Here is a 20260-nt window from a genome sequence, read left to right on the forward strand (position 1 = left end):
CGAGGGCGTCGACCTGGCAGCCTCGCTGTCATGGCAACCGCACAGGGCTTCCGCTACGACCAGCGCGCCGACGGCACGGTGGTGATCACGCATCACGGCCGGGTGGCGGGCACGCTGCGCGGCGCCCGGGCGGCGGAGTTCCTCGCCGAGGTCGACGACGACCCACAACTGGTGATGGCCCGCTGGACCGGCAACTACCGCCACGGCAACGAACGCACCGCCAAGCAGCATCCCCGCAACCGGGGCTGAACGTGCCGAAGGGCCCCCTTTGCTGAGGGGGCCCCTTCGGTAAACCCGCAGATCGGCCGTCTCACGGCCGCTGTCTCACGGTCGTGCGAAGACCAGCGCCACGTTGTGGCCGCCGAAGCCGAACGCGTTGTTCAGCGCGGCGGGGATCTCCATGTGGCGTGCCTTGTGCGCGGCGACCTCCAGGCTGAGGCCCGGCTCCGGGTCGTCGAGGTTGATCGTCGGCGGGACGACGCCGTCGCGGATGGCCAGGATCGTGGCGATCGACTCCAGCGCTCCGGCCGCACCGAGCAGGTGACCGGTCATCGACTTCGTCGCGGCCAGCACCGGGTGGTCGCCGAGCGCCTTGTGCAGCGCGCCGATCTCCAGCATGTCGCCGACCGGGGTCGACGTGGCGTGCGCGTTGACGTGCACGATGTCCTGCTTGGCGATGTCCGCGTCCGCGATCGCCCGAGCGATGGCCCGGATGGCGCCCTCACCCTCGGCGTGCGGCTGCACGATGTCGTACGCGTCGGAGGTGATGCCGGCGCCGGCGAGGCGCGCGTACACCCGAGCGCCGCGGGCTGCGGCGTGGTCGGCGCGCTCCAGCACCACGATGCCCGCGCCCTCACCGAGGACGAAGCCGTCGCGGCCGGTGTCCCACGGGCGGGAGGCCCGCTCCGGGTCGTCGTTGCGGGTCGACATGGCCCGCATCGAGCTGAAGCCGGCGATCGGCAGCGGGTGGATGACCGCCTCGGTGCCGCCGGCCACCACCACGTCGGCCCGGCCGGCGCGAATGATGTCCAGACCGAGCGCGATCGCCTCCGCGCCGGTGGCGCAGGCGCTGGCCACGGTGTGCACGCCGGCCTTGGCGCCCAGCTCCAACCCGACCCAGGCGGCCGGACCGTTCGGCATCAGCATCGGGATCGTGTGCGGGGAAACCCGCCGCGGCCCGGACGCCTCCAGGATGTCGTCCTGGGCGAGCAGGGTGGTGGCACCGCCGATGCCGGAGCCGACGCTGACGGCCAGCCGCTCCCCGTCGAGGCCGGAGTCGGCGAGGCCGGCGTCCGCCCAGGCCTGCTGCGCCGCGATGATCGCGATCGCCTCGGAGCGGTCGAGCCGGCGCAGTCGGACCCGGTCCAGCACCTCGGACGGCTCCACGGCCAGCTGGGCGGCGATCCGGACCGGCAGTTGCGCGGCCCACTCCTGGGTGAGGGCACTCACCCCGGAGCGGCCGGCGAGCATGGCGTCCCAGGTCGACGCGACGTCCCCGCCAAGCGGGGTCGTCGCGCCGAGCCCGGTGACGACGACGTCAGGACCACTCATGATCAGGACTGCGCCTCGATGAAGCTGACGGCGTCCCCGACGGTCTTGAGGTTCTGCACCTCGTTGTCCGGGATCTTGACGCCGAACTTCTCCTCGGCGGCCACCACGACCTCCACCATGGAGAGCGAGTCGACATCGAGGTCGTCGGTGAAGGACTTCCCCTCGGCCACGTCGTCCGGGTTCACCCCGGCAACCTCTTCGAGGATCTCGGCGAGGCCGGTGGTGATCTCGTCACGGGTCATTGCGGTTGGTTCCTCTCATAGGGGGGTCTCCGGCGGCCGGCGTCGCCGACCGCCGCTCCTCGACGCGTACGCGCCCGAGGGGGTTTCAGGGGCAACGGACGACCTGACCGGCGTAGGTCAGGCCGCCGCCGAAGCCGAACAGCAGCACCGGGGCGCCCGACGGCACCTCCCGGCGCTCGACCAGCTTCGACAGAGCCAGCGGCACGCTCGCCGCCGAGGTGTTGCCGGACTCGACGATGTCCTTCGCGATGATCGCGTTGGGGATGTTGAGTCGCTTGGCGATGCCGTCGATGATCCGGGCGTTGGCCTGGTGCGGCACGAAGGCGGCCAGCTCCGACGGGTCGACCCCGGCCCGCTCGCACGCCTGCAGGGCCAGCGGCGCGAGCGCGGTGGTGGCCCAGCGGAACACCGCCTGCCCCTCCTGCTGGATGTACGGGCGCCAGCCCTCGATGCGTACCGCGTCGCTCTTCTCCGGCACGGATCCCCAGACGACCGGGCCGATGCCGGCCGGCTCGTCCTCGGCCGTGGCGGTGACCACCGCGGCCCCCGCGCCGTCACCGAAGATGATGCAGGTGGAGCGGTCGGTCCAGTCGGTGAAGTCGGACAGCTTCTCGGCGCCGATGACTATCGCGTTGCGCGACGCCCCGGCCCGGATGGCGTGATCCACGGTGCCCAGGGCGTACGCGAAGCCCGAGCAGGCGGTGTTGACGTCGAACGCGCCCGGCGCGGCGATGCCCAGCTTGGCGGCGACCCGGCAGGCCACGTTGGGGCTGCGGTCGATCGAGGAGCAGGTGGCGACCACGACCAGGTCGATGTCGGCGGCGGTGAGCCCCGAGTTGGCCAGCGCCTTGCCGGCGGCGGCGGCGGCCATGTCGGCCACCGTCTCACCGTCGGCGATCCGCCGGGTGACGATGCCCACCCGGTCGCGGATCCACTCGTCGTTGGTGTCCACGAGCTGGGCGATGTCGTCGTTGGTCACCACCCGGGAGGGCTGGTAGTGCCCCATCGAGACGATGCGACTGCCGGTCATGAGTGTCCTCCGATGGGGGCGAGCGGTTGGCCCGGCGTGCCGTGGCGGGCGATCAGGTCCCGTGCGGCCGGCAGGTCGTCCGGGGTGTTCAGGGTGACGATCTCCGGGGCGCCCGCGCCCTTGAGCTCCCGCTTGACCAGACCGGCGAGGGTGCCGGCCGGGGGCAGCTCGATCACGCCGGTCACCCCGCGCTCGGCCAGCGTGCGCATGCACAGGTCCCAGCGCACCGGGGCGGTGACCTGGCGGACCAGCCGGCGCACCAGCTCCTGGCCGTCGGTGACGGCGGTGCCGTCGAGGTTCGACAACAGGATCCGGGCCGGGTCGGCGGGGGCGATCCCGGCGGCGACCGCGGCCAGCGCGGTCTCGGCCGGGGCCATGTACGGGGTGTGGAACGCGCCGGCCACCTGGAGTCGGATGACGCGGGTCTTCGCCGGCGGGTCGGCGGCGAACTTGTCCAGCCCGTCCAGCGCGCCGGCGGCGACGATCTGGCCGGCGCCGTTGCGGTTGGCCGGGTGCAGCCCGTGCGCGGCGATCGCGGCGAGCACCTCGTCCGGGTCGCCACCGAGCACGGCCGCCATTCCGGTCGGCTCCAGCGCGCACGCGGCCGCCATCTCCCGGCCCCGGATCCCGGCGAGGGTGAGCGCGGCTTCGGCCGAGAGCACCCCGGCCACCGCCGCGGCGCCCAGCTCGCCGACGCTGTGGCCGGCGGTGAGCGTCACGCCGTCCAGCGGCAGGTGCTCGGCGGCGAGCAGCGCCGCCGCGACGAGCAGCGGCTGGGTGCGGGCGGTGTCCTTGATCTCGTCGGCGTCCGCGGCGGTGCCCAGATGCACCAGGTCCACCCCGGCCAGCGCCGACCACCAGCGCAGTCGCGCCTCGGTGCCGGTCAGGTCGAGCCAGGGGGTCAGGAAGCCGGGTTTCTGGGAACCCTGGCCGGGACTAAGTACGGCGAGCACGCCTATGACTCTCCCGGATACGCGTGGGTAGCGCTGTGCCGGGGCCCACCAAACCGCACTAGAACCTTTGGAGGTTTCTCACAAAGATCGGCGAGGATCATCACTGCTTTGGGCGGATTTCCGGGCGGCCGGGGTCAATGTCTGGGTCGGGACCGCCGTGACCACCGGGACCACCGGATCCAGTCGACCGACGGTCAACGCCACCTGGAGGGCGAACGCGTCCCGGGGCGACAGCGGCGAGAAGCCGGTCACCTCGGCGATGCGGCGCAACCGGTAGCGCACCGTGTTCGGGTGCACGAACAGCGCCCGCGCCGCGCTCTCCAGCGTGCCACCGGCGGCCAGGAAGGCGTCCAGGGTCTCCAGCAGCTCGCCACCGGCGCGCACCAGCGTCGCGTACACGTCGTGGCGCAACCGGCGACGCGCCTCCGCGTCGCCGGCGAGGGCCCGCTCCGGCAACAGGTCCGCGGCCGGCACCGGCCGGGGGGCGGTCGGCCATGCCGGCGCCGCCCGGAAACCGGACAGCGCGGCCCGCGCCGACTCCGTTGCCTCATCCAGACTGGGTACGGCCGGACCGACCACCACCGGGCCGTCACCGAACGCGTCCAGCAGCTTGCCGGTGGCGCTCAGCGGATCCGCCGCGCCGCCCAGGACGATCACCAACCGGTCGCCGTGCACTCCGCCGATCACCTCGACGCCGATCCGCCGCGCCTGCCGGTACACCACGTGCAGCACGGCGGAGACCTCGCCGCCGGGGGAGCGGCCGACCGCCACCGCGACCGGCGGCGCGTCCGCCCAGCCCAGCGCGGCGGCCCGGCTCGCCAGGACGTCCGGCGAGTCACCGCGCAGCAGCGCGTCGACCAGCAGGGCCTGCAACCGGGCGTCCCACGCGCCGCGCGACTCGGCGGCCCGCGCGTACACCCGGGCGGCGGCGAACGCGATCTCCCGGGAGAAGCGCAGCACCGCCTCGCGCAGCAGCTGCTCCTCGCCCTCGGCGGCCAGCTGCGACACCTGCTCCTCGACGACGTCGATGGTCACCTTGATCAGTGCCACCGTCTGCTGGAGGGTGATCGACCGGGCCAGCGCCTGCGGTGCCGCGGCGAACACCTCGTCGGAGACCTCCTGGGTGCTGTCCGCCGTGCCGCCGCCGTCGCGCAGCCACTGCACCAGCGACCGGGCGCCCGCCTGGGCCACCAGCATCACCCAGGAGCGCTGGTCGGCCGGCAGGGCGCGGAACCACGGCAGCGTCTCGTCCATCCGGGCCACGCTGGCGGTGGCCAGCGCTCCCGCCGATCGCTCGATCCGGCGCAGCGTGGCCGCCAACTCCCCACCGTCGGGCGTACTCACCGCCCTAGCCTGACACGTCGTGAGCAGGCCATCCACGCCGGCACCGGTCAGCGGGCCCGGGTCGGCCGGTCCCGGCGCAGGGTCACGGTGGCGCGAGCAGGCCCAGCTCCTGGGCCAGGATCGCGGCCTGCACCCGGCTGCGCAGGTCCAGCTTCGCCAGAATCCGGCTGACGTGTGTCTTGGTGGTGCTCTCCGCCAGCGCCAGCCGGTCGGCGATCTGCTGGTTGGACAGGCCCAGGCCGAGGCAGGCCAGCACGTCGCGTTCGCGCGGGGTCAGGGTGTCCAGCGCGGCCCGGGCGGCCGCCGACGCGCCGGGCGCGGTGGCCGCGAAGGCGGCGATCAGACGACGGGTCACCGTGGGGGCGATGAACCCCTCACCGCGCGCCACGGTGTGCACCGCCGCGACCAGTCCCGCCGCGTCGGTGTCCTTGAGCAGGAACCCGGACGCCCCGGCGCGCAGCGCGCCGAAGACGTACTCGTCCAGGTCGAAGGTCGTCAGCACCAGCACGTCGGCGAGCCGGTCGGCGACGATCACCCTGGTCGCGGCGATCCCGTCGAGGCGTGGCATCCGCACGTCCAGCACCGCCACGTCGGGGCGCACCTGCCGGCACAGCCGGACCGCCTCGTCGCCGTCGGCCGCCTCGCCAACCACCTCGATACCCGGCGAGCCGCCCAGGATCAGGGCCAGACCCGCCCGTACCGCCGGCTGGTCGTCCGCGAGCACCACCCGTACCGGCGCGGCGCCGGCGTCGCCCGAGCGCGGCGCGGTCACCCGCCCTCCCCGGTGGGCAGGGCGGCCCGGACCTGCCAGCGGCCGTCGTGCGGCCCGGCGGTGAACCGGCCGGCCAGCAGCGCGGCCCGCTCCCGCATCCCGATCAGCCCGGCCCCGGCGCCCGGCAGCCCCGACCCGTCCGGGCGCACCGGATTCTCCACCGTCAGCACCACCTCCGCCGGCCGGTACGTGATGGTCAGCTCCGCCTCGCCCGTGCCGTGCTTGAGCGCGTTGGTCAGCGACTCCTGCACGATCCGGTACGCGGCGAGGTCGACCCCCACCGGCAGCGGGCCCGGGGTGCCGTCGGTGTGCACCCGTACCGCGAGGCCGGCCGCCCGGATCCGCTCGACCAACCCGTCCGCCTCGGCGAGCCGCGCCGTGACCGCCTCCGGCACCGCGCCGACCACGCCCGCCGTGCCCCGCTCACCCGCGTCCGGCTCGCGCAGCAGCTCGATCATCTGCCGCATCTCGGCCAGGCCCTGCACGCTGCTCTCCCGGATCACCCGCAACGCCGACTCCACCTGGCCCCGCTCCAGCCCCGGTACGGACAGCACGGCGGTGGCGTGGATGGCCACCGCGCTCAGGTGGTTGGCGACCACGTCGTGCAGTTCCCGGGCCATCCGCGCCCGTTCGGCGCTGACCGCCTGCCGGCGGTCCAGCTCGACCAGCCGGGCGGTCTGCTCGGCCCGGGCCCGCTCGGCGGCGGCCTGGTCCCGGTACTGCCGCACGCTGATCCCGGTCAGCACCGGCAGCAGCCCGGCGAGCACCACCGGCACCCCGACGGCGGCCCCGCGCCACTGCCCGAAGCCGAGCACGCCGGCCACCACCGCGATCGCGCTCAACGTCGCGGTGATCCCCAGCAGCCACCGCCACAGCCGGGGCGGGCCGTACACGCAGGCGTCGTAGAGCACCTGCGTGTAGATCACGACGGTGCCCAGCGAGTTGCCCAGCGCCGTGTCCACCACGAGCGCCCCGGTCCCCACCGCCAGGCTGGCGCGTGGCGCGACCCGACGCAGACCGACGGCCACGCACACCGCCAGCAGCGGCGCCAGGAACAGCTCGGGCGGCACGTCCGGGTGCGGGACGATCTGCGGCTGCATGCCCAGGCCGTACAGCACCAGGCCACCGATCAGCGACGCGCCGGCCAGCGTGAGATCCCGGCCGGCCGTGCCGGAGCCGAGCCACGGTGGCGGTCGCATGCCCCGATCCCACCACAACCGTCGACCCTCCGACTCCGACCAGGGAAGGAGCCCGCCGGCTCCGACATGCGCCGAAAGGGGTACGTCGAGCGCGTCCCGGACGGTTGGTCCGTCGAAGGGAGGACCCCGATCTCGTCTCCGGCGTCGAGGCCCGGGCCCCGCCGATCGGCGACGCTGGGTGCCGACGACGGGGGGAGGTCGCCATGGTGGTCGCGGTGATCATCGGTTGTGAGATCGCGTTCTGGGTCCTGCTCGGCGCCGGGCTGGTGGCCCGCTATCCGCTGCGCCGGCCACGACTCGGCGCGGCGCTGCTGGTCTGCGTACCGCTGGTCGATCTGGCACTGCTCGCCGCGTCGGTGATCGACCTGCGCCGCGGCGCGACCGCAGGCGTCAGTCACGGTCTCGCCGCCGCCTACCTCGGCTTCTCGGTGGCCTTCGGGCACTCGATGGTGCGCTGGGCGGACCAGCGCTTCGCCCACCGGTTCGCCGGTGGTCCGCCGCCGGTGCGGCCTCCCCGCCACGGCTGGGCCCGCACCCGCCACGAGTGGCGGGAGTGGGCCAAGGCGTTCCTCGGCTGGGCTGTCGCGTGCGCCCTGCTCGGTGCGGCGATCCTCTGGGTCAACGACGCGGAACGAACCCGTGAACTGGGCAACTGGATCCGCAGCCTCACCGTCGTGATCCTGATCTGGCTGGTCGCCTTCCCGGTCTGGGAGACCCTGTTCCCTCGCCGCCCGAAGCGCTGACCCCGGGGTACGCCGTGCACAGGCCGTCGGTCCCGGCCAGTACGGTGACAGGGCACGTCGGGGGGAGCGCCCCCGCGCGTGAGTGCGAGCGTGAGGAGACCGGGCATGGCGCACGGGGAGGCCGAGCACGGCTGCGCCCAGGGCGAGCCCTGCCGGCTGGGGCACCACGACCCGCAGGCGGCCGGCAAGCCGCGCCGGCCGGTCGGCGGGGCGTCGGCGCACCCGGCGGAGTCGACCGGTGGCCGTCCGTCCGAGCGGGCCGACGACGACGTGGCCGTGCCACGCCAGCGGGCCACCGAGCCGGTGCCGGCCGAGCCGGACGACGTCACCGGCTGCCGCAGCGAACTGCCCGGGTGGGCGGGGGCGCACCGGCACGGCCCGGTCCGGCCGCGTCAGCGGGCCACCCGACGGGAGCGCCCGCCGCGCCGCTGGTGCTGACCGCGCGACGGCTGGTCTGACCCGCCGCCCGAGGTCAGCGGGTCCGGCGGCGGATCAGCAGGGCGATTCCGGCGAGACCGACCGTGATGGTCAGCATCACCGCGACGTTGAGCAGCAGCAGTCGCTGCAACTCGCCGAGCGCTTCGTCGATGTCCCGCGCCGGGTCCATCGTGTCCTCCGGGAGGACCCGCTCGCCGCCGCCCACGCCGCCGCTGACCGTGTCGAACTGCCGCTCCAGCGGCACCCCGGCGGTGCGCAGCGTCTCGGACATGCTGAGCCGGCCGAGGAACCAGCCGGCGCTGGTCTTGCGGCCGTCCGGCTGCTTGGCCGGTCGGTACACGCGCGGGCCGCCGGCCGCCTTGGGGTAGAGGTCGAACGTCTGCTTCGGCGTCTCACCGGCGAGCACCACGACCGTGTACTTCGGACCGAGGTTGGCTGCCTTCGGCCCGGTCGGCATGCCGGTACGACCGAAGAAGTTGACCTGGTCGATGACCGCCACCACGTGCGTGGGCTGGGTGTCCGACCGGAGCCGCAGCGGCTCGGTGAGCCCTTCGCCGGTGATGTCCACACCGGCGGGTGCCGGCTTGGGCGCCGCGCTGGCCGGGCCGGCGGTGCCGAGCGCCAGCAGTGCCGCCGCCAGCGTGCCCGCCAGCACGGCGACCCAGCGCCTCATCTGTCGGACCATCCCGCCTCCTCGCCCCGTTCGATGGATGGCTTCGTCATGACGTCCGGGTCGGTCGGCCGGTGACAACACCGACCGAGCGGTCGGGCCCACTCTCACAGACTCCGCAGAACGTCGATGAATTGCAGCTTGTGGAACAGTAATTGGAACTATCTGCGATCTCTGCTCGACTAATGAGGAGCTGTTTTGATCAGCGGGCGGATCGTACCCTTACGGAGGGGTTCATGGGGGGCAGGGTTACACGAATGGCGCGGGTCGTGCCAGTGGTGTTCGGCGTGGCGTTCGGTGTGTCGTTGCTGGCCCCGGCGACACCGGCCGCCGCGCACAACTCGCTGACCGGCAGCGATCCGCGCGACGGCGCCCGGGTGGCCACCGCGCCCGCCCGGGTCGAGCTTCGGTTCCTGGCCAAGCCGGCCCCCGCTACGACGAAGATCACAATAACCGGACCGGACAATGTGGTCGCCGGCGGGCAGCCGACCTTCGACGGCAGTCGCGTACGCGTGCCGTTCACGCCGGGCGCGGCGGGGCTCTACATCGTCGGGTACCAGCTCGCGTCCAGCGACGGCCACCCGATCAAGGGCGAGGTGCGGTTCACCCTCACCACCGGCACGGCCGCCGACCCGTCCGCCAGCCCCTCGGCCGCCGGCACCGGCCCGGCGGCAGCGCCGACCGGCTCGCCCTCGGCCGGGCCCTCGGGAGTCAACCCGTCCTCGGGCGGGCCGCCATCGGCGCCGGCGGGCAGCTCAACGGCGTCCGCTGTGCCAGCGGCCTCGGAGCGGTCCGACTCTGGTGGCCGCTGGTGGCTCTGGGCGCTCGGCGGCCTGGTGCTGCTCGCTGCTCTCGCCGCCGGCCTGGTGTTCCGTCGCAGGAACCGGGCGCACTGATCACACGATCGCCGCAGGCCTGGTGAACGGGGTGTCCGCGTCCCCCTTTGCTCTGCTTCAGCGGAGGCAACACTTCGCGTCCGATATTCGGACACCGGGTGTTGCGTGGGTTGAAGCAGAGCAAAGGGGGCGACGCGTAGGTACGACGCCGGCCCGCTGCCGGTCGGACTGTCAGGGCAGGCGGAGCCGGGCGGCGCGCATCCGGGTCAGGGTGCGCTCGCGACCGAGCACCTCCAGCGACTCGAACAGCGGCAGGCCGACCGTGCGGCCGGTGACCGCGACCCGGACGGGCGCCTGCGTCTTGCCGAGCTTGAGGCCGCGCTCGGCGCCGACCGCCTCCAGCGTCGACTTCAGCGACTCGGCGTCCCAGGACTCCAGCGCCTCGAAGGCCGCGACGGCGGCGTCCAGCAGGTCACCCGAGCCGTCCTTCATGGTCTTGGTCCAGGCCGCCTCGTCGATCAGCGGCGAGGCCAGGAAGAGGAAGTCGACGTTCGGCACGATCTCGCTGAGCACCGCGAGCCGGGTCTGTGCCAGTGGTGCGACGGCGGCGAAGGCGTCGGCGTCGAACTCCTCCGGCTGCCACGGCGGCGGCGCGATGGTCCCGGTGCCGGTCAGCCACGGCTGGCAGGCGTCGATGAACTCGGGCACCGGCAGCGCGCGAATGTACTCGCCGTTGAAGGCGCGCAGCTTCTTCTCGTCGAAGAACGCGGGGGAGGGGTTGACCTCCTCCAGCCGGAACTCGTTCTCGATGACCGACCAGGGCACGATCTCCCGGTCGCCCGAGGGCGCCCAGCCGAGCAGCATCAGGTAGTTGCGCATCGCGCCGGCGAGGTAGCCCTCGTCGCGGTACGCCTCCAGGGCGACCTTGTCGCGGCGCTTGGAGAGCTTCTGCCGCTTCTCGTTGACCACCACCGGCACGTGCGCCCAGACCGGCGGCTTGACCCCGAGGGCGTCCCAGAGCAGCTGCTGCTTGGGGGTGTTGGGCAGGTGCTCCTCGGCCCGGATCACGTGGGTGATCCCCATGGTCATGTCGTCGACGACGTTGGCGAGCAGGAAGACCGGCGAGCCGTCGCCGCGGGCGATGACGAAGTCCTCGATGAGCTTGTTCTCGAAGGTGGGCTCACCACGGATCAGGTCGACGACCACTGTCGTGCCCTCGTCCGGCGTACGGAAGCGCAGCGCGTGCCCAGGCCCCGGGCCGAGGCCGAGGTCGCGGTGGTAGCCGTCGTAGCCCTGGTACTGCGAGCCGGTACGGGCCTGCACGTCCTCGCGGGTGCAGTCGCAGTAGTAGGCCCGACCCGACTCGTAGAGCCGGGTGGCGGCGGCCCGGTGCTCGCCGGCGTTCGCCGACTGGAAGTAGGGCCCCTCGTAGCTGCCCCGGGAGATGCCGATCCAGTCCAGCGCGGAGAGGATGCCCTCGGTCCACTCGGGCTTGTTGCGGGCCGCGTCGGTGTCCTCGATGCGCAGCACGAACACCCCGCCCTGCTGCTTGGCGTAGATCCAGTTCTGCAGCGCCGAGCGGGCGCCGCCGACGTGGAACATACCGGTCGGGGAGGGGGCGAAGCGCACACGTACCGTCACGTCCTCCAGCCTACGGCGGCCGGCGACCGCTTTTGGCCACGGCCCCCCGACTCAGGGGACTGAGCGGATCTTGACGACCAGGGCGCTGCCCACCAGGGTGACCGCGGCGGTGACCGCGTAGAGCGTCGGGTACCCGCCCAGGTGGACGACGAGCGGGGCGGAGAGCGCCGGGCCGAGCACCTGCGGCGCGGAGTTGGCAATGTTGATCACGCCCAGGTCCTTGGCGCGGTCGGTGGCCCGGGGCAGCACCTGGGTGATCAGGGCGGCGTCCACCGAGAGGTAGACGCCGTAGCCGGCGCCGAGCAGCAGGGCGGCGACGATCGCCATCGGCCAGACCGGCGCGATGGCGAGCAGCAGCGCCGCGACCGCCATGATCAGGCCGGAGACGATCACGTAGACCTTGCGCCGCCCGGAGCGGTCCGACAGCCGGCCGGCGACCACCGCGGTCAGCATCATGCCGAGCGTGTAGAGCAGGATCAGCACCAACAGACCGCCCTCGGGGTCGGGGTAACGCACCCCGTCGGTGAGGAAGTACAGCAGGTAGAGGGTGCCCAGCGCGTTGCCGAGCTGGACCAGGAACCGGGTGATCCACGCCCAGGCGAAGTCCGGGTGCCGGCGCGGGCTGATCCACATCGACGCGAACAGCGCCCGGGCCCGCAGCGCCGGGCGGTGCGCGCGGGGCAGCCGGTCGTCGGGAGTGAGCAGCGCAAACGGCAGCGACAGCACCAGGATGGCCACCGCGATGGCCAGGTAGCCGGCGGCGTTGCCGGTGACGACTGCGGTGACCAGCACCGCGCCGAGCACCAACCCGAGCGCCTGCGGGATACCCACCCAGCCGGAGACCGCGCCGCGCTGCGCCACCGGAACCCGGTCCGGGATGGCGGCCGTGAGGCTGGCCAGCATCGCGTTGAAGCAGACCTGGGCGGCGACCCAACCGACGGCGACCCCGAGGATGGTCCGCTGCTGGGCCAGCAGCACCAGCGCCGCCGCGCCGAGCACCGCGCCGCCGGCGGTCCAGACGTGCCGACGACCGAACTCCCGGCCGAGGATCCGCAGGCAGGTCCGGTCGGACAGCGCGCCCGCCAGGGGGTTGGCCAGCACCGCGGCCAACGCGCCCAGGCCGGTGACCACGGCCAGCATGGTCTCCTTGTCGGCGGGTGCGATCCGCTCGATCTGCTGCGGCAGCAGCACCTGGATCGGGGTGAAGAACGCCATCCACACGCCGAGGTTGGCCGCGAAGACCAGACCGATCCAGCCGCGTCGCACCGGCACGGTCGGTTCGGCGAGCGCCGCCGGCAGCGCCGCCGGCGCGGGGTCGAGGGTGGTCACCGCGCCGAACCGTCCCGGGAGGCCGCGATCACGTCCCGCAACCAGGCGTACGACGACTTCGGTGTACGCCTCTGGTCGGCGTAGTCGACGTGCACCAGCCCGAAGCGCTTGGTGAACCCCTCGGCCCACTCCCAGTTGTCCAGCAGCGACCAGACGAAGTACCCGCGTACGTCCACCCCGTCGTCGATGGCGGCCCGGACCGCCCGCAGGTGCCCGTCGAGGTACGCGATGCGCTCCGGGTCCGCCACCTGCCCGTCCGCGTCGGGTGCGTCGTCGTACGCGCAGCCGCTCTCGGTGATCTCGATGGGTGGCAGCGCGTCGCCGTACGTGTCACGCAGCCAGCCGAGCAGCTCGCGCAGCCCGTCGGGGGCGACCGGCCAGTCGAAGGCGGTACGCGGGTAGCCGTCCAGCGGCACCAGGTCGAACGGCAGCGGCGAGCCCTCCTCGGCGGCCCGTACGCCGGTGGGGTTGTAGTAGTTGACCCCCAGCACGTCGATGGGCGCGGCGATGGTGTCCAGGTCGCCGGGGCGGACGACGCCCGGGTCGAAGCCGGGCAGGTCCGGGTAGCCGCGGCCGAGCAGCGGGTCGGTGAAGAGCCGGTTGTGCAGCGCCTCGTACGCGGCCCCGGCGGCCCGGTCGGCGTCGCGGTCGCCGAGCACCCGCACCGGGGAGTAGTTGTTGGCGATCGCCACCGGGCTGGCGCTGCTGGCGCGCAGCGCGGCGACCGCGAGCCCGTGCCCGAGCAGTTGGTGGTGGGCGACGGGGAAGGCGTCGAAGAGCAGCATCTCGCCGGGGGCGTGCACGCCCATGCCGTAGCCGAGGCTCATGTGGATGAACGGCTCGTTGAGGGTGATCCAGAGCCGGACGCGGTCACCGAGACGGGCGGCGGTCCGCTCGGCGTAGTCGGCGAAGCGGGCGGCGGTGTCGCGGTTGAGCCAGCCACCGGCGTCCTGCAGGGGTTGGGGCAGGTCCCAGTGGTACAGGGTGGCCACCGGGTCGACGCCGGCGGCCAGCAACTCGTCGACCAGGCGGTCGTAGAAGTCCAGGCCGGCGGCGTTGGCCGCGCCGCTGCCGCTGGGCTGCACCCGGGGCCAGGCGATCGAGAACCGGTACGCGGAGACGCCCAGACCGGCCAGCAGCGCCACGTCCTCGGCGTACCGGTGGTAGTGATCGCAGGCGATCTCGCCGCTGCTGCCGTCGCTGATCCGGCCGGGGGAGCGCGCGAAGGTGTCCCAGATGGACGCTCCGCGTCCGCCGGCCGTGGTGGCGCCCTCGATCTGGTGGGCGGACGTGGAGACGCCCCAGCGGAAGCCGGCGGGGAACTTGGGCATCGGTGCGGTCGGCATGCGCCCTCCCGGTCAACGTGAAACGTGTTCGGGACTCTAGGGCGCTGTCGATGAATGCGCCATAGGCCGGGTTGGCGCAATCCGCAATGGTTGATCGGCGTGTCTTTTTCCTAACCCGTCCATGTAAGTCCGATTTAGCGCATAGAGTGCCGATATCGTGGGATGTCCTCACTGGAGGAAAGACGGAAATGATCCTCGTGGAACGCAGTGCGCACGTGGCGGCGCCGGTGGAAGTGGTCTGGGACGTCGTACAGCGGGCCGAGCAGTTACCGGCCTGGCTGGCGGGGGTCCGCGCGGCCGAAGTGCTCTCTGGAGAGGGCTTCGGGCGGCGGCAGCTGGTCCAGGCGGGGCGCGGTTCGGCGCATGAGGCCGAGGTGATCGCCTATCAGGAGCCGACGCTGATCGGCTGGCGGGAACGGGCCAAGGGTGCCGGTGCTCGTGCGGAGGCGCGCACCGAGATCTACGTCCAGCTCACCGAGGACGAGGAGGAGGAGGGCGGGACGATCGTGCGACTCATCGTCGTCCGCTGGCCGGCCGGCCCGGTCAAGGCGGCCCTGCTGCGCCTGGGCCTGCGCCGGGTCGGCGCCGACCTGGAGGACTCGCTCGCCCGGCTCACCGACCTGGCCGCCGTCGGCTGACGGGCGCGTCTGCTCCCGGCGTCACCCGCCCCTGGCGGTGGCCCCGGGCCCCCGCCAGGGGCCCCTGGACCGCCGCCGCTCCCCACTCACCCGCCGTCCGCCCGGTCGGTCGGGGCCGGAGCGAGGGTGCGGGTGCACCAAGAAGGGCCCGGCGCGGGTGCGCCGGGCCCTTTCTCGATCGTGCTGGATCAGCTGTCGCCGCCGGTCTCGCCGACCGGGGCGGCGTTGACGTCGTCGATCGCGTACTTCTTGGCGGCCTCGGCCGGCACGGTGGCCGGCACCGCGCCGCTGCGGGCGAGCTGCCGCAGCGTGGCGACCACGATCGACTCGGCGTCGACGTGGAAGTGCCGGCGCAGCGCGTGCCGGGTGTCCGACATCCCGAAGCCGTCGGTGCCCAGCGACGTGTAGTCACCGGGTACCCAGCGGGCGATCAGGTCCGGTACGGCGCGCATCCAGTCGCTGACCGCGACCTTCGGCCCGTCCGCGTCGGCCAGCTTCTGCGCGACGTACGGCACCTTGGCCTCGGCGCCCGGGTTGAGCAGGTTGTACTCCTCGGTCTCCACCGCGTCGCGACGCAGCTCGGTCCAGGAGGTCACCGACCAGACGTCGGCGGCCACCCCCCAGTCCTGGGCGAGCAGCTGCTGGGCCTTGAGCGCCCACTGCATGCCGGTGCCGGAGGCGAGGACGTTGGCCTTCGGGCCGTCGACCTGCGGTGCCGGGGAGTAGCGGTAGATGCCCTTGAGCAGGCCCTCCACGTCCACCCCGGCCGGCTCGGCCGGCTGGAGGATCGGCTCGTTGTAGACCGTCAGGTAGTAGAAGACGTTTTCCTGCGCGTCCCCGTACATCCGGTGCAGGCCGGCTTCCATGATGTGCGCGATCTCGAAGGAGAACGCCGGGTCGTACGCGACCACCGCCGGGTTGGTGGCGGCGATCAGCAGCGAGTGGCCGTCCTCGTGCTGCAGGCCCTCACCGTTGAGCGTCGTCCGCCCCGCGGTCGCGCCGAGCAGGAAGCCCCGCGCCATCTGGTCGGCCGCCGCCCACAGTCCGTCGGCGGTCCGCTGGAACCCGAACATCGAGTAGAAGATGTACATCGGGATCATCGGCTCGTCGTGGGTGGCGTACGCCGAGCCCGCGGCGGTGAACGAGGCGACCGAACCGGCCTCGTTGATGCCCTCGTGCAGGATCTGCCCGGTCGTCGACTCCTTGTACGACAGGAACAGCTCCCGGTCGACCGAGGTGTAGCGCTGCCCGTGCGGCGAGTAGATCTTCGCGGTCGGGAAGATCGAGTCGAGGCCGAAGGTGCGGGCCTCGTCCGGGATGATCGGCACCCAGCGCTTGCCGAACTCCTTGTCCTTCATGATGTCCTTGAGCAGGCGGACGAAGGCCATCGTGGTGGCCACCTTCTGCTTGCCCGAGCCGCGCTTGACGTCGGCGAACCGCTCCGGACCGGGGATGGTCAGCCGCTTGGTGCTGGTGCGCCGCGACGGCAGGTAGCCGCCGAGCTGCTCGCGGCGCTCCTTCAGGTAGGCCAGCTCCTCGGACTTCTCACCGGGGTGGAAGTACGGCGGCAGGTAGGGGTTGTCCTCCAGCGCCTTGTCCGGGATGTCCAGGTAGAGCCGGTCGCGGAAGGTCTTCAAGTCCTCCAGCGTCAGCTTCTTCATCTGGTGGGTCGCGTTGCGGCCCTCGAAGTGCGAACCGAGCGTCCAGCCCTTGATCGTCTTCGCCAGGATGACCGTCGGCTGACCGGTGTGCTCCGTGGCCGCCTTGTAGGCCGCGTAGAGCTTGCGGTAGTCGTGCCCACCCCGCTTGAGGTTCCAGATCTCGTCGTCGCTCAGCGGCTCGACCATCTTGCGGGTCCGTGCGTCCCGGCCGAAGAAGTGCTCCCGCACGTACGCGCCGGACTCGGCCTTGTAGGTCTGGTAGTCGCCGTCGGTCGTGGTGTTCATGAGGTTGACCAACGCGCCGTCGGTGTCGGCGGCGAGCAGCGGGTCCCACTCACGGCCCCAGACCACCTTGATCACGTTCCAGCCGGCGCCCCGGAAGAACGACTCCAGCTCCTGCATGACCTTGCCGTTGCCCCGGACCGGGCCGTCCAGCCGCTGGAGGTTGCAGTTGATCACGAAGGTGAGGTTGTCCAGCTCCTCGCGGGCGGCCACACCGATCGCGCCCAACGTCTCCGGCTCGTCCATCTCGCCGTCGCCGAGGAACGCCCACACGTGCTGCTGCGAGGTGTCCTTGATGCCGCGGTGCTGCAGGTACCGGTTGAACCGGGCCTGGTAGATCGCGTTCAGGCCGCCGAGGCCCATCGAGACGGTGGGGAACTCCCAGAAGTCCGGCATCAGCCGCGGGTGCGGGTACGACGGCAGCCCGCCGCCCGGATGCGACAGCTCTTGGCGGAACCCGTCGAGCTGGTGCTCGCTGAGCCGCCCCTCCAGGAACGCCCGCGCGTACATGCCGGGGGAGGCGTGACCCTGGTAGTAGATCTGGTCGCCGCCGCCCGGGTGGTTCTTGCCCCGGAAGAAGTGGTTGAAGCCCACCTCGTAGAGCGACGCCGAGCTGGCGAAGGTGGAGATGTGCCCGCCGACGCCGATCTCCGGGCGCTGCGCCCGGTGCACCAGCATGGCGGCGTTCCACCGCACGTACGCCCGGATGCGCCGCTCGACGTGCTCGTCACCCGGGAACCAGGGTTCCTGCTCCGGCGGGATGGTGTTGATGTAGTCGGTGGTGGTCAGGGGCGGAACCCCGACCTGGCGCTCACGGGCCCGCTCCAGCAGGCGCAGCATGACGTAGCGGGCGCGTTTGGCGCCGCGCTCGTCGATGACACCGTCAAGCGACTCGACCCATTCGCTGGTCTCTTCAGGGTCGATGTCCGGAAGCTGGCTCGGTAGGCCGTCGCTGATCACCGGGCGCTTGCGTTCCGTAGCCACAGGCGTTCCCTCGGTTGTGTGTGGGATAGGTCTCTAGCGCCATCCTGCCCCCTGGTGGCACCCGTCGTCACGTCTAGGTGCCCCCGACGCGATGCTGAACACAGGTACCCGTCGGTAACTTAGCGCGACGACCCTTCCTTTCCCCATGCACCGGGGCTCCCGGCCCGCTGCGGCAGAATGCGACGTATGCGCAGTGACGTGATCACCGTCCAGACCGGGACCCGGCCGGCCGTCCGGGACATCACCGCCGAGGCCCAGAGCTTCGTCTCCGGCGAGGGAGACGGCCTGCTGCACGTCTTCGTGCCGCACGCCACCGCCGGGCTGGCGATCATCGAGACCGGATCGGGCTCCGACGACGACCTGCTCACCGCCCTCGACGCGCTGCTGCCCACCGACAACCGCTGGCGGCACCGGCACGGCTCGCCCGGCCACGGCCGGGACCACGTGCTGCCGGCCTTCGTCCCGCCGTACGCGACGCTGCCGGTGCTCGACGGACGCCTCGCCCTGGGCACCTGGCAGTCCATCTGCCTGGTCGACACCAACAGCGACAACCCGACCCGCCAGGTGCGCTTCTCCTTCCTCCCCGCCTGACCCGCTCCCGCCCGCGGGTCGGGCTCAGCCGGGCCTACCGGCGGGGGCGTCGTCGACGGCCACGCGGGCCGGTGCCGAGGCGGACGCGGTGAGTTCGGCGAGGAACGCCTCCATGGCCGGGCGCAGCGGTCCCGTGCCCCGGCCCCGGGTCACCGCGAAGATCCGCCGCTCGGTCACCGGGTCGGTAAGCGGCTCGACGTGCACGGCTGGCGGCACCCCGCGCAGCGCCATCTCCGGTACGAGTGCCGCGCCGAGACCCGCGCCGACGAGGTCGAGCGTCAGTGCGAAGTCGATGGCCCGGTGGCGGATGTCCGGCTCGAATCCGGCCAGCCGACAGGCGTGCAGCGTGGAGTGCAGGCAAGGAGTGCCCTCGGCGCTGGCCACCCATCGCGCCTCGCGCAGGTCGTCGAGCCGGCCCGACCGGCTGCCCCAGCCGGCCGGCGTGATCAGGTGCATCGGGTCACTGGCGATCGGGTGTCGATCCAGGTCGGGTGGGAGCGGCGTCGGGACGTGGTCGTACTCCTGGAGCACGATCACATCGAGCTTGCCCGAGCGGAGGTCGAGTTGGCTCTGCTGGTCCTCAGCCTCGAAGACGCGCACGTCCAGGTCCGGATGTCGGGCGATCGCCCGTGCGGCGGCCGGCGCGACCAGGGCTCCGGCCGCCGAGGGGAAGGCTCCCACCCGTACGGCCCCGCTGACGTCGCGCCGCAGCGCCGCGAGCCCCGCCCCGGCCTGCTCGACCGCGCTGATGATCTGCTTCGCATGGTCGGCGAGCACGTAGCCGGCCGGGGTGAGCACGACCCCTCGGCCGGAACGTTCGACCAGCTCGCAGCCGGCCTCGCGGGCGAGCTGACCGAGCTGCTGGGAGACCGCGGAGGGGGTCACGTGCAGGGCTGCGGCCGCTGCGGTGACCCCGCCGCGCAGGGCCACCTCGTACAGCACGCGGAGCCGTCGAACGTCGAGGTCCATTAAGCAAGGCTACAGAATCGCTGAAGAACTAGGAAATTGTGCTAATAGGTAACGTCTCGCAGAGTCGATCTCATGAGAATGTCGCACCGACTCCAGGCGGTCCTGGTCGCCGCCATCTGGGGCGTCAACTTCGTGGTCATCGACATCGGCCTGCGGGATCTGCCGCCGCTGGTGCTTACCGCGCTGCGGTTCGTCGTCGTCGCCGTACCGCTGGTCTTCCTCGTGCCGCGGCCGACCGCCCGGGCGATCTACGTCGTCGCCTACGGCCTGATCCTCGGGGTGCTGAAGTTCGGGGTGCTGTTCAGCGCGATGGCCCTGGGCATGGGCGCCGGCCTCGCCTCCCTGGTGCTGCAAGCGCAGGCCCTGGCGTCGGTGGTGCTCGCCGCGCTGCTGCTGCGGGAGCGCCCTGCCCGGCGGCAGATCGCCGGTGTGCTGGTCGGCTCGGTCGGCATCGGCGTGCTCGCGGTCTCCGGCGGTGGGCACACCACTGCGATCGGCTTCGCGTTCACCCTCTTCGCCGCCGGGAGTTGGGCCGTCGCGAACGTCGTGGTGCGCGCCAGCGGCGAAACCCGGCCGATCTCCCTGCTCGTCTGGTCCAGTCTGGTGCCGCCGCTGCCGCTGTTCGGGCTGGCCGCCGTCGTCAACGGCCCGCAGGTGGTGCTCGACTCGCTGCTCGGCCTCTCCTGGCGCGCCCTGGCGGCGGTCGGGTACGTCGCCTACGTCTCGACCCTGGTCGGGTTCGGCCTCTGGAACCATCTCATCGGCCGCTACTCGGTCGCCCGGGTCGCGCCGTTCAGCCTGCTCGTGCCCGTCTTCGGGCTCACCGCGTCGTGGCTCCTCCTGCACGAGCGGATGACCGGCGGCGAGGTGCTGGCGGCCCTGATCGTGCTGGTCGGGCTCGCGCTCGTGGTCAGCGGCTCACGCCCGTCGGCTGAGCCGGCCGACCAGGCGCGACCAGCCAGCACCATGATCCGCACAACGTCGGAGAAACCGCTGCCTCGACGCGCGTTCAAGCAGCAACAGCGCTGACGTCGCGCGGAT

The 20260-nt window shown here is 72.5% G+C and carries 20 protein-coding genes; 7 read left to right on the plus strand and 13 right to left on the minus strand.

Going from position 1 to position 20260, the window contains the following annotated elements; genetic code table 11:
• The first annotated feature begins 30 nt into the window (after positions 1-30).
• Positions 31-249, plus strand: coding sequence for a hypothetical protein (locus ABZU53_RS06160; protein WP_354859460.1), 219 nt, complete (start codon positions 31-33; stop codon positions 247-249).
• Positions 250-324: 75 nt separating this feature from the next.
• Here ABZU53_RS06160 and fabF read toward each other — a convergent pair whose 3' ends face one another.
• From fabF to ABZU53_RS06195, 7 genes are all read right to left on the minus strand, one after another.
• Positions 325-1551, minus strand: coding sequence for a beta-ketoacyl-ACP synthase II (fabF, locus tag ABZU53_RS06165; protein WP_355064213.1), 1227 nt, complete (start codon positions 1549-1551; stop codon positions 325-327).
• Positions 1552-1553: 2 nt separating this feature from the next.
• Positions 1554-1793 carry an acyl carrier protein gene (locus tag ABZU53_RS06170; RefSeq protein WP_007463517.1) on the minus strand — a complete coding sequence of 80 codons (240 nt, stop codon included), beginning with the start codon at positions 1791-1793 and terminating at the stop codon, positions 1554-1556.
• Positions 1794-1878: 85 nt separating this feature from the next.
• Positions 1879-2823, minus strand: coding sequence for a beta-ketoacyl-ACP synthase III (locus ABZU53_RS06175; protein ID WP_354859465.1), 945 nt, complete (start codon positions 2821-2823; stop codon positions 1879-1881).
• Positions 2820-3776, minus strand: coding sequence for an ACP S-malonyltransferase (locus ABZU53_RS06180; RefSeq protein ID WP_354859468.1), 957 nt, complete (start codon positions 3774-3776; stop codon positions 2820-2822). Before ABZU53_RS06180 ends, ABZU53_RS06175 begins: the two co-directional genes overlap by 4 nt.
• 78 nt (positions 3777-3854) lie before the next feature.
• Positions 3855-5156 (minus strand): helix-turn-helix domain-containing protein, encoded by a 1302-nt coding sequence (locus ABZU53_RS06185; protein ID WP_354859469.1) that lies wholly within the window; start codon positions 5154-5156, stop codon positions 3855-3857.
• A 46-nt stretch (positions 5157-5202) separates the two neighbouring features.
• Positions 5203-5892, minus strand: coding sequence for a response regulator transcription factor (locus ABZU53_RS06190; RefSeq protein ID WP_355064215.1), 690 nt, complete (start codon positions 5890-5892; stop codon positions 5203-5205).
• Entirely contained in the window at positions 5889-7091 is a 1203-nt protein-coding gene (locus tag ABZU53_RS06195; RefSeq protein WP_354859473.1) for a histidine kinase, read from the minus strand. Before ABZU53_RS06195 ends, ABZU53_RS06190 begins: the two co-directional genes overlap by 4 nt.
• Before the next feature lie 203 nt (positions 7092-7294).
• Here ABZU53_RS06195 and ABZU53_RS06200 point away from each other — a divergent pair, with 203 nt between their 5' ends.
• Positions 7295-7834 carry a hypothetical protein gene (locus tag ABZU53_RS06200; protein ID WP_355064217.1) on the plus strand — a complete coding sequence of 180 codons (540 nt, stop codon included), beginning with the start codon at positions 7295-7297 and terminating at the stop codon, positions 7832-7834.
• Positions 7835-7939: 105 nt separating this feature from the next.
• Positions 7940-8272, plus strand: coding sequence for a hypothetical protein (locus ABZU53_RS06205; protein ID WP_354859476.1), 333 nt, complete (start codon positions 7940-7942; stop codon positions 8270-8272).
• A 34-nt stretch (positions 8273-8306) separates the two neighbouring features.
• Here the strand turns inward: ABZU53_RS06205 and ABZU53_RS06210 are convergent, their stop codons facing one another.
• Positions 8307-8957 (minus strand): hypothetical protein, encoded by a 651-nt coding sequence (locus ABZU53_RS06210; protein WP_354859478.1) that lies wholly within the window; start codon positions 8955-8957, stop codon positions 8307-8309.
• Between the two features lie 242 nt (positions 8958-9199).
• Here ABZU53_RS06210 and ABZU53_RS06215 point away from each other — a divergent pair, with 242 nt between their 5' ends.
• Positions 9200-9838 carry a copper resistance CopC family protein gene (locus ABZU53_RS06215; RefSeq protein ID WP_355064219.1) on the plus strand — a complete coding sequence of 213 codons (639 nt, stop codon included), beginning with the start codon at positions 9200-9202 and terminating at the stop codon, positions 9836-9838.
• Between the two features lie 171 nt (positions 9839-10009).
• On the opposite strand, the gene gltX is transcribed toward ABZU53_RS06215, so the two are convergent.
• The 3 genes from gltX to ABZU53_RS06230 are packed head-to-tail and all read right to left on the minus strand — an operon-like array spanning position 10010 to position 14094.
• Positions 10010-11419: a glutamate--tRNA ligase gene (gene gltX, locus ABZU53_RS06220; RefSeq protein ID WP_355064221.1), complete on the minus strand. Its 1410-nt coding sequence runs from the start codon at positions 11417-11419 to the stop codon at positions 10010-10012.
• Positions 11420-11470: 51 nt separating this feature from the next.
• Positions 11471-12748: an MFS transporter gene (locus ABZU53_RS06225; protein WP_354859485.1), complete on the minus strand. Its 1278-nt coding sequence runs from the start codon at positions 12746-12748 to the stop codon at positions 11471-11473.
• The gene (locus ABZU53_RS06230) at positions 12745-14094 is read right to left on the minus strand and encodes a GH1 family beta-glucosidase (RefSeq protein WP_355064223.1); all 1350 of its coding nucleotides are present in this window, start codon (positions 14092-14094) and stop codon (positions 12745-12747) included. Before ABZU53_RS06230 ends, ABZU53_RS06225 begins: the two co-directional genes overlap by 4 nt.
• A 188-nt stretch (positions 14095-14282) precedes the next feature.
• Between ABZU53_RS06230 and ABZU53_RS06235 the strand changes: the two genes are divergently transcribed.
• Complete coding sequence (locus ABZU53_RS06235; protein WP_354859490.1) at positions 14283-14732, plus strand: SRPBCC family protein; 450 nt, start codon at positions 14283-14285, stop codon at positions 14730-14732.
• A 188-nt stretch (positions 14733-14920) separates the two neighbouring features.
• Here ABZU53_RS06235 and aceE read toward each other — a convergent pair whose 3' ends face one another.
• Positions 14921-17659 (minus strand): pyruvate dehydrogenase (acetyl-transferring), homodimeric type, encoded by a 2739-nt coding sequence (gene aceE / locus ABZU53_RS06240; protein ID WP_354859492.1) that lies wholly within the window; start codon positions 17657-17659, stop codon positions 14921-14923.
• 186 nt (positions 17660-17845) lie between these two features.
• On the opposite strand from aceE, the gene ABZU53_RS06245 reads away from it, so the two are divergent.
• A complete protein-coding gene (locus ABZU53_RS06245) occupies positions 17846-18250 on the plus strand; it encodes a YjbQ family protein (protein WP_355064225.1) in 405 nt (134 codons plus the stop codon).
• A 24-nt stretch (positions 18251-18274) separates the two neighbouring features.
• Here the strand turns inward: ABZU53_RS06245 and ABZU53_RS06250 are convergent, their stop codons facing one another.
• Positions 18275-19219, minus strand: coding sequence for a LysR family transcriptional regulator (locus tag ABZU53_RS06250; protein WP_355064227.1), 945 nt, complete (start codon positions 19217-19219; stop codon positions 18275-18277).
• Positions 19220-19291: 72 nt separating this feature from the next.
• Here ABZU53_RS06250 and ABZU53_RS06255 point away from each other — a divergent pair, with 72 nt between their 5' ends.
• Positions 19292-20248 (plus strand): EamA family transporter, encoded by a 957-nt coding sequence (locus ABZU53_RS06255; RefSeq protein WP_355064229.1) that lies wholly within the window; start codon positions 19292-19294, stop codon positions 20246-20248.
• Positions 20249-20260 lie beyond the last annotated feature (12 nt).

The sequence above is a fragment of the Micromonospora sp. NPDC005194 genome (assembly GCF_040608335.1).
GTDB lineage: Bacteria > Actinomycetota > Actinomycetes > Mycobacteriales > Micromonosporaceae > Micromonospora.

What these genes read in the sequence shown, in the direction of transcription:
- ABZU53_RS06160 (WP_354859460.1), top strand. Translation starts at nt 31, where the DNA reads ATGGCAACCGCACAGGGCTTCCGCTACGACCAGCGCGCCGACGGCACG.
- fabF (WP_355064213.1), bottom strand. Translation starts at nt 1,551, where the DNA reads ATGAGTGGTCCTGACGTCGTCGTCACCGGGCTCGGCGCGACGACCCCG.
- ABZU53_RS06170 (WP_007463517.1), bottom strand. Translation starts at nt 1,793, where the DNA reads ATGACCCGTGACGAGATCACCACCGGCCTCGCCGAGATCCTCGAAGAG.
- ABZU53_RS06175 (WP_354859465.1), bottom strand. Translation starts at nt 2,823, where the DNA reads ATGACCGGCAGTCGCATCGTCTCGATGGGGCACTACCAGCCCTCCCGG.
- ABZU53_RS06195 (WP_354859473.1), bottom strand. Translation starts at nt 7,091, where the DNA reads ATGCGACCGCCACCGTGGCTCGGCTCCGGCACGGCCGGCCGGGATCTC.
- ABZU53_RS06200 (WP_355064217.1), top strand. Translation starts at nt 7,295, where the DNA reads ATGGTGGTCGCGGTGATCATCGGTTGTGAGATCGCGTTCTGGGTCCTG.
- ABZU53_RS06205 (WP_354859476.1), top strand. Translation starts at nt 7,940, where the DNA reads ATGGCGCACGGGGAGGCCGAGCACGGCTGCGCCCAGGGCGAGCCCTGC.
- ABZU53_RS06210 (WP_354859478.1), bottom strand. Translation starts at nt 8,957, where the DNA reads ATGGTCCGACAGATGAGGCGCTGGGTCGCCGTGCTGGCGGGCACGCTG.
- ABZU53_RS06215 (WP_355064219.1), top strand. Translation starts at nt 9,200, where the DNA reads ATGGCGCGGGTCGTGCCAGTGGTGTTCGGCGTGGCGTTCGGTGTGTCG.
- ABZU53_RS06230 (WP_355064223.1), bottom strand. Translation starts at nt 14,094, where the DNA reads ATGCCGACCGCACCGATGCCCAAGTTCCCCGCCGGCTTCCGCTGGGGC.
- ABZU53_RS06235 (WP_354859490.1), top strand. Translation starts at nt 14,283, where the DNA reads ATGATCCTCGTGGAACGCAGTGCGCACGTGGCGGCGCCGGTGGAAGTG.
- ABZU53_RS06245 (WP_355064225.1), top strand. Translation starts at nt 17,846, where the DNA reads ATGCGCAGTGACGTGATCACCGTCCAGACCGGGACCCGGCCGGCCGTC.
- ABZU53_RS06250 (WP_355064227.1), bottom strand. Translation starts at nt 19,219, where the DNA reads ATGGACCTCGACGTTCGACGGCTCCGCGTGCTGTACGAGGTGGCCCTG.
- ABZU53_RS06255 (WP_355064229.1), top strand. Translation starts at nt 19,292, where the DNA reads ATGAGAATGTCGCACCGACTCCAGGCGGTCCTGGTCGCCGCCATCTGG.